The 7864-nt window shown below is 42.7% G+C and carries 6 protein-coding genes; 3 read left to right on the plus strand and 3 right to left on the minus strand.

The window, feature by feature from the left end:
- Positions 1-174 precede the first annotated feature (174 nt).
- Entirely contained in the window at positions 175-1410 is a 1236-nt protein-coding gene (locus KGY70_13920) for a 3-deoxy-D-manno-octulosonic acid transferase (protein MBS3776287.1), read from the minus strand.
- Positions 1411-1654: 244 nt separating this feature from the next.
- Between KGY70_13920 and KGY70_13925 the strand changes: the two genes are divergently transcribed.
- A complete protein-coding gene (locus KGY70_13925; GenBank protein ID MBS3776288.1) occupies positions 1655-5119 on the plus strand; it encodes a hypothetical protein in 3465 nt (1154 codons plus the stop codon).
- 160 nt (positions 5120-5279) lie between these two features.
- Here KGY70_13925 and KGY70_13930 read toward each other — a convergent pair whose 3' ends face one another.
- On the minus strand, positions 5280-6002 hold the full coding sequence (locus KGY70_13930) for a 1-acyl-sn-glycerol-3-phosphate acyltransferase (protein MBS3776289.1): 723 nt from the start codon (positions 6000-6002) through the stop codon (positions 5280-5282).
- A 161-nt stretch (positions 6003-6163) separates the two neighbouring features.
- On the opposite strand from KGY70_13930, the gene KGY70_13935 reads away from it, so the two are divergent.
- Positions 6164-6799: an ATP-binding cassette domain-containing protein gene (locus KGY70_13935; GenBank protein ID MBS3776290.1), complete on the plus strand. Its 636-nt coding sequence runs from the start codon at positions 6164-6166 to the stop codon at positions 6797-6799.
- A complete protein-coding gene (locus tag KGY70_13940; GenBank protein ID MBS3776291.1) occupies positions 6783-7586 on the plus strand; it encodes an ABC transporter permease in 804 nt (267 codons plus the stop codon). Before KGY70_13935 ends, KGY70_13940 begins: the two co-directional genes overlap by 17 nt.
- Before the next feature lie 54 nt (positions 7587-7640).
- Here KGY70_13940 and KGY70_13945 read toward each other — a convergent pair.
- Positions 7641-7864: hypothetical protein (locus KGY70_13945; GenBank protein MBS3776292.1), on the minus strand; the 224-nt coding region annotated here is incomplete at its 5' end.

The following is a 7864-nucleotide window of genomic DNA, read 5'->3' on the forward strand; positions in this document are numbered from 1 at the left end:
CCCACCGGTTAATCCGAGCTGGAAATTGATCCCTCCGAAAAGGGGTATGGTTTGAATGCAAATTAAAGGGTTTTAGCCGGAATGGAAAGAAAATGGAATAAAATCACCAGTACCTTACCGGGCAAGTTTTGCCAAAAAAAGCAAGAATTTGACCGGTAAGGTACTAAGACTGAATTATTCGTCCAGGATGTGCTGAAGTATTCTTGAGGTGCCTCCTGCTCTATCCTCAACATACTGCCTGGAAATTCTGCCGGTTTGCCTTACTTGCTCCCGGTCATCAAGGAAAGCATCCATCAATTCACTAAATGATGTATAACTGTCAACAGAAAAACCTCCCCCCATATTCTTCAGATCGACAGCTTCTTTAAATTTTTCGTGGTGGGGGCCAAAAACAACCGGAAGACCAAAAGTAGCTGGTTCCAGAATATTATGGATGCCTTTTCCGAAACCGCCTCCAACATAGGCCAGATCTCCATAACGGTACAAAGAAGACAACATGCCTATGCTATCAATAATCAGGACAAAAAATTCAGTAATATTTGACTCCCCGGCTTCGGAAAATTTCAGTGCCTGCCCTTCCGGAAATTTTTCCATCAGGGACTTTATCCTGCCGGAATGCACCTCATGGGGAGCAATGATCAGCTTAACAGAGCCGGAAATGTTCTGAAAATACCTTATCAGTATCGCTTCATCCCTGGGCCATGTACTACCGGCTACAATTAAGAAGTGGCCGTCCCTGAATTGTTCGATCAGGGATATGGGCCGGGCCTTTTCAGCAATTTGTTTCACCCTGTCAAAACGGGTGTCTCCGGTAACGGTAACATGTTGTATACGATAATAAGCCAGAAGTTTTTGCGAACTGTTGTTCTGAACAAAGATGTGATCAAAGTAAAACAAGATCTTCCTGAACCATCTTCCGTAGCTTTTAAAAAAGAACTGATTTTCACGAAAGATGGCAGAAACAAGGTAAACGGGTATGTTTCGCCTTTTTATTTCCCGCAGATAAAAATACCAATACTCATACTTGATGAAAAAAACCTTTTCAGGCCGGACCATTTCCAGAAATCTTCGCGCATTCCGGGGCGTATCGATGGGCAAATAGGTGATCCAATCGGCCCATTGGTAAGATTTTCTGATCTCATAACCGGAAGGCGAAAAAAAAGTAAGCAAAATCCTGATCCCGGGGTGCCTGCTTTTTATTTCCTCTATCAAGGGCCTTCCCTGCTCAAATTCACCGAGGGAAGCGCAATGAAACCAAAAGATCCGTTCACGGGGATCGATCTCCTTCTCCAGTTTTTTTAACAACCCTTTCCTCCCCTGAACAAAAAGCCTGGCCTTATCATTGAATAAAGAAAACACCAGCGCAAGGAAATAATATAATTTGATCCCGAGATAATAAAGGAGGCTCATATCTGATATCCGTTTGCCGCAAAATTAAAGTAAAAAGAAGTCAGGTAAATATTTTTTTGTTTATTTCATTCGTGTAATAGTTTATGCTAGTTTTGAATTTCAAATTAATTTACATGGCAAATTCGCAAACTTTGCTTTTATTACCATGGAACCCGCATGTTACTCATGTTTTTGTTGTAAAATTTCCTGCCTGCGGGTTTCGTTCATTTCAAAATGATCCATTGCATATCCAATTTCCGGTAACATGATCAAAAGATACCTTTTTCTTTTTATTTCCTGCCTGTTTCTCATCCTTCCGGGTAAGATCATCTCCCAGTCATTAAGCAACCAGCAAAAGGCAACCATATATACCCAAATGGATACCATTCAGTACGATACCCTTGCCACGGTAGCAGAGAGCACCATTCTGCTCGATACTGCCGGCCGGGTTATATCCGACACCTGTTATACCATACGGCCCTGGAAAAGCATCCTTATTCCAGGCCAACAATTAAAAAAGGACCATCAGGTGGTGTACCTGAAATACCGAACCATGCCAAAATCCTTCACTGAAGCCTATTTTCATAAAAACATCGAAGAAATCAGGGAGATACCCGAAAGGGTATTCACGTACCAAAAATTTGCAGGAACAACCAAGTCCACAGGAAGTGGCTTTCAGGCGGGAAAGATCATTCAATCCGGCAGCATATCGCGGGGATTGACGATAGGCAACAACCAGGATGCTGTGGTCAATTCGGGTATGGATCTGCAGCTTTCGGGTAAACTTAGCGACAACCTGAATATCACGGGTGCCATATCAGATAAGAACATACCCATTCAGGCGGATGGCACCACTCAGAAAATCCGGGACCTGGACAGGGTTTACCTCAAGGCATACAGTGATCAGACCGATATCACCGCAGGAGATTATAAAATTTCCGATCCTTCAGGATATTTCATGAAACTGGATAAAAAAGTACAGGGTGCAGGTGTGAGCCACAGCTATGACCTAACCAACGAAACACAGGCGGTCAGCTCAATGAACGGTGCAGTTTCCAAGGGCAGGTATTGTGTTCAGTCATTCCGCGGAGAAGAAGGCAATCAAGGGCCCTACAAATTAACGGGATGCAATAACGAAACCCATATCATTATGCTCTCGGGAAGCGAACAGGTGTATATCGATGGAGATCTGATGAAAAGGGGCAAAAACCATGATTATGTAATCAATTACAATACTTCTGAAATTACTTTTACCTCGAACCGGCCCATCACCAAAGACAAAAGGATCAAAGTGGAATTTGAATACTCACTGAATGAATATGCACGGTTTACAGCTTTTACCCACAATACGGTTCAAACCGGCAACGGTAAACTCTGGCTCAACCTTTTCTCGGAGCACGACAGCAAGAGCCAGACTTTTGCCCAGGATCTAACCGAAGATCAAAAAGACCTGCTTTACTCCATCGGTGACGATCTGGACAACGCTGTGGTGCCTCATATAGATACGGGAAGCTACAGGAACGACCGCATCCTTTATGCAAAAACAGATACTGTGGTAAACGGGCAACATTATTCCATCTATCGGTACTCCACCGATCGCGAGGAAGCCAGATACAAACTGGGCTTCTCCCATGTTGGCAAAAACAATGGTAATTATACGCCCGTAAAAAGCTCCGCCAATGGCCGGGTTTACAAATGGGTGGCACCCGTTAACGGAGAACCCCGGGGCAGTTACTCTCCCATGCGCACATTGATAACCCCCAAAAAACAGCAAATGCTGACCTTCGGAGGCTCCGGAGATATATCTTCTACAACCAGCACTTTTTTTGAACTGGCCTTATCAAACAATGACCTCAATACATTTTCCCCCAGGGACCAGGAAAACAACAGGGGTTATGCCTTAAACTTCTCAATTGATAAGGATTTTGTTTTAACAGATACTTCAAAAACCCGGCTATCCACTACTTTCTCCTACCGGGGCATCCATGAAAATTTCAACTCCCTGCAGCGATTCAAAGCAGTAGAATTCGAAAGAAACTGGAACCTGAGATCCCGCGAGGTTAGCGGCAATGAACATTTGATATCCGGTGGGATCGACTTTCAAAACCAGCAACTCGGTCAATCGGGCTACCAGTTTGAATACCTCTCCTATGGGAATGGATATTCAGGATACAGAAACCATTTGAACACCGATATGGAGCATTCGGGATTCCAGTTTTCTTTCTCAGGAAATTATTTGAATACCTCCGGAAATAAGATCAATACAGATTTCCTTCGGTATCAGGCTGACCTGGGCCGCCATTTCAGCAATATAAAGCTGGGGGTGAAAAATTCGGGAGAGCACAATCAGTGGCACAGGGACTCTCTGATGCATAACAGCTTTGCTTTCAATCAGTGGGAATTTTATATGACCAACCCCGATACAGCGGTTAATAATTATTTTCTGAATTATCAGATCAGAGAGGACCAATCGCCAATGAACAACACGCTTGAACCCATTACGACAGGGAAGAATCTGAATATGGGGATCGGGCTTCATTCTCTGGAGAACAATACCTTAAAAGCCAGACTTACCTATCGGCGGCTCAGGATAAAAGACACAAGCCTCACCGGCAACAAACCGGAAGACAACCTCGTAGGAAGAATTGAACATAGTTTACGGGCTTTCAACGGGTTTCTAACCACCTCCACCAATTTTGAGATCGGCTCGGGCCTGGAACCGCGCAGAGAATTTACATACATTGAAGTAGCCAAAGGACAAGGCGTGTATACCTGGACCGACTACAACGAGAACAATGTAAAGGAACTTGACGAATTTGAGAAAGCCAACTTCAGTGATCAGGCTGATTACATCAGGGTTCAGAGGCCCTCAGGAGAATACTACAAAACCCATACGAATGAACTGAATCAAATCATCAACCTCAAGCCTCAACAAATCATCCGGGACACCACTAAATTCAAAAAACTCATTGCCAGGTTTTCCGATCAACTGGCATTCAGCATAAGACGCAAAAACCGACAAAAAAATAACTTTGTGAAAAACCTCAATCCATTCGCCTATTCCATAAACAATCCACTTGTGCTATCCCAAAACTCCAATATAAGAAACACCTTTTCATTTAATAAAAACAACCCTCTATACACCGTTGAATATATCTTCCGTAAATCAAAAAATAAAATGCTGCTGATGAACGGAACCGACCTGAAAACAAAGAATAACCAAGCCTTACAAGCCACATGGAACATAACACCCACCCTCACTTTTGAAAACAAAGCAGGTATAGAAAAAGAACATTACAGCAGTGAATATTTCCAGAATAAAAACTACCGGCTCAAACGGCTGAATGAATCACTATCCTTTCTTTACCGCCCATTTTCCTCATTTCGTATTGAGTTCGAATATGAGTATTCCGCTATGGACAACCGTGCCGGGGAGGAAAAAGCTAACAAGCACCAGATCGGTACACAATTCAATTACAGCAAAAGCAAAAAATTCAGAATCAAGGGAAGCTTCTCCTTCATCCATTACCAATATGGCTTTCCTGAGGACACACCCATTGCCTACCAAATACTCGAAGGTTTAAAGCGCGGCAGAAATGGCACCTGGAATCTCGTTTTCCAGAAAGAACTCTACAAGAATCTTGAGTTAAACCTGAATTATTCCGGCCGGGTGTCGCAGAATCACAATGCCTTTCATACCGGACAGGTTGAGCTGAGGGCCAACTTCTGATCCGGGGCGTATAAAAAGAAGCAGCAAACCGGAGAAATTCCGGTGCTTCCCCCTTTTCCAAGGAAGGCAAGGGAGGGTGCGCTAAAAAGCACTGCTGATAAATTGTACTACTTTAGCCTCTTCGTGAAAATTTCCACCCATTTTATCAGCGGAAAATGAATTACGATGTCTCCTGTAGCAGCCCGTCCTGGATGGTATTCCTCAGTTGATGCGCCACATCCTTGGCATTTTGTTCGGTGATATTGCTGCAATGAATGGGCGGATGAAAAGTGATGTGCACCGTTCCGGACCTCAGCTTATTTTTTTCTTCCAGCAGCCGGTAGCTTCCGCTTATTGAAACCGGAACAATCATCAGATCGGTTGAAAAAAGAATCTGTAAACTGCCCGTTTTAAACCTTCCCAGGTGGGGACCTTTACTCCGGGTGCCTTCCGGAAAAAGAACAACCGGTTCGCCCTGCTGAGCCTGTTCTATCCTCTTTTTCGACTTATTGAGCGATTCAGAAGCTTTTTTCCGCTCAATAAATATGCATCCCATAGCCTTCATCCACATATTAACGATCGGAACTTTGCCCAATTCCGCTTTTGCAATAAATCCCAGCAATTTGGGAATCGTATTCATCAATATAGGAATGTCGAAATAACCCTGATGGTTGGTTACAAAAGCTACCCGGTCGGTGGAAGGAATGTTTTCCTTACCCCGGACATTCAGCTTAACACCGGCAACCCAAAGCACATGCCTGGCCCACATCCGGGTAATAAAAAGCAAATATCTTTTGGTAAGGGGTTTTGAAATCTTTCTTAACACCAGATAGGGCAGATACATGACAAGGGTCAGTGTCATGAGAATCCAAAAGTAAAGCCCGAGTAAAACATTTTTGATCATGTCGCTAAAATTAATTAAGATTGTGCCTCCAAAACTAAAAATTCCGTGAATTTATTAAAAAAAATAACCTTTCCGGGATGGAACATTTGCTATGAAGTTTTGGTTACCAAGTTATAAAAAGAATTATTCAATTTTTTCATATTGGTTCAGGAATTTTGATTATGATCTCGGTTGAAAATCTGACAGTACAATTTGACGGCAGGGCCTTGTTCCAAAATTTTTCCATGACTGTGGAAAAAGGCGAAAAAGTGACTCTGGCGGGGGAATCGGGAGTGGGTAAAACCACTTTTATTCATTTGCTGCTGGGTTTCTTACCTGTTTACAAGGGCGAAATTTTTATTTTCGGCAAAAGACTAAATCCAAAAAATATTGAATATATCCGTTCCAATATAGCTTACATTCCCCAGGAATTATATTTGCCGCTCAATACTGTTGAAGAAATCATTTATACTCCTTTCCGGTTCAAAAAAAATAAAAATGCTGCCCCCTCCCGGCAAAAAATTATAGAAACGTTAAATGCCCTTAACCTGGAGGAGGATATAATGAAAAAAAATCTTGAAGAGATCTCAGGAGGGCAGAAACAGCGCATCGTAATTGCCTCCGCTTTATTACTGGACAAACCCCTGCTTATCCTGGACGAACCTACTTCAGCCCTGGATACCAGAACCATAAATAAAGTTGTGACCCGCGTACTGAAGGAAAACGATAAAACGGTTTTATCGACATCCCACAATCAAATCTGGACAGATCATTCGGACAAAATCTATAACCTCGACCATCATGGAGAAAACACTTGATATAAATTACATCAATTTATTTATGGGCTATCTGCTGGTATTGATACCGGTGATCATCTTTTATCATTACAAAACCGGTTTGATAAAGGACAGCCTGATTGCCGTGGCTCGCATGACCGTTCAGCTTTTGGTGGTGGGGTTGTATCTGGAGGTTTTGTTTGAATACAATAAAACCTGGATCAATTCGCTTTGGTGGATCATCATGGTAGCTATTGCTACCTTTACCATCATCAGAAGGGCTTATCTTAACCGACGATACTTTTTCATACCCCTTGCTGTTTCGCTGTTGATCAGTCTGGCAATAGTCGATGCCTATTTTTTGGGGATCGTCATTGATCTGGACTATTTCTTCGATGCACGCTATTTCATTCCCATCAGCGGGATTATACTGGGGAATTGTCTTAAGACCAACATCCTGGGGTTAAACACCTTTTATAAAGCAATCCGTCAGGAAAAGGTACGATACCGTTACTATCTGGCGAACGGGGCAACACAAGGGGAAGCACTTGCCCCCTTTATGCGGGAAGCATTAAAAACAGCTTTCAACCCGTTAATTGCCACCATAACGGTTATTGGCCTGATATCTCTGCCGGGATTGATGACCGGCCAGATACTGGGAGGCTCCAGTCCGGAAGTAGCCATAAAATACCAGATCATGTTAATGATCAGTTTGTTTGCCTCAACACTTATCAGCGTAGTACTAACCATAACCATTGCAAACCGTTTCGTATTCGATGAATATGGAAATATGAAGGAAAATGTGATGAAGAAAAATAAAAATACCTGATTTGGGCAAGCCAAAACCAAACAGGATGCTTTCAAGGAATTTAACCCGAATAATTCAAGAATTATTCCTGTCTCCGACAGCGACTAAGTTCACTAAAAATTTTTTCAAAAATTTAAGTTCACCTAAGTCGGGGTTAATGTGTTTCCGTTTAGGCTTGTCCAAATTAGCATCTACAAAAAGGACAAAAATCCGGCATAACCATAACCCCAAAAAGCAAGCATTGATCCCCCGGCGCCAGCCCTTATGAAAATCATTCAAAATAAATATAGAATATAAGG

Source organism: Bacteroidales bacterium, from assembly GCA_018334875.1.
Lineage (GTDB): Bacteria > Bacteroidota > Bacteroidia > Bacteroidales > UBA12077 > JAGXLC01.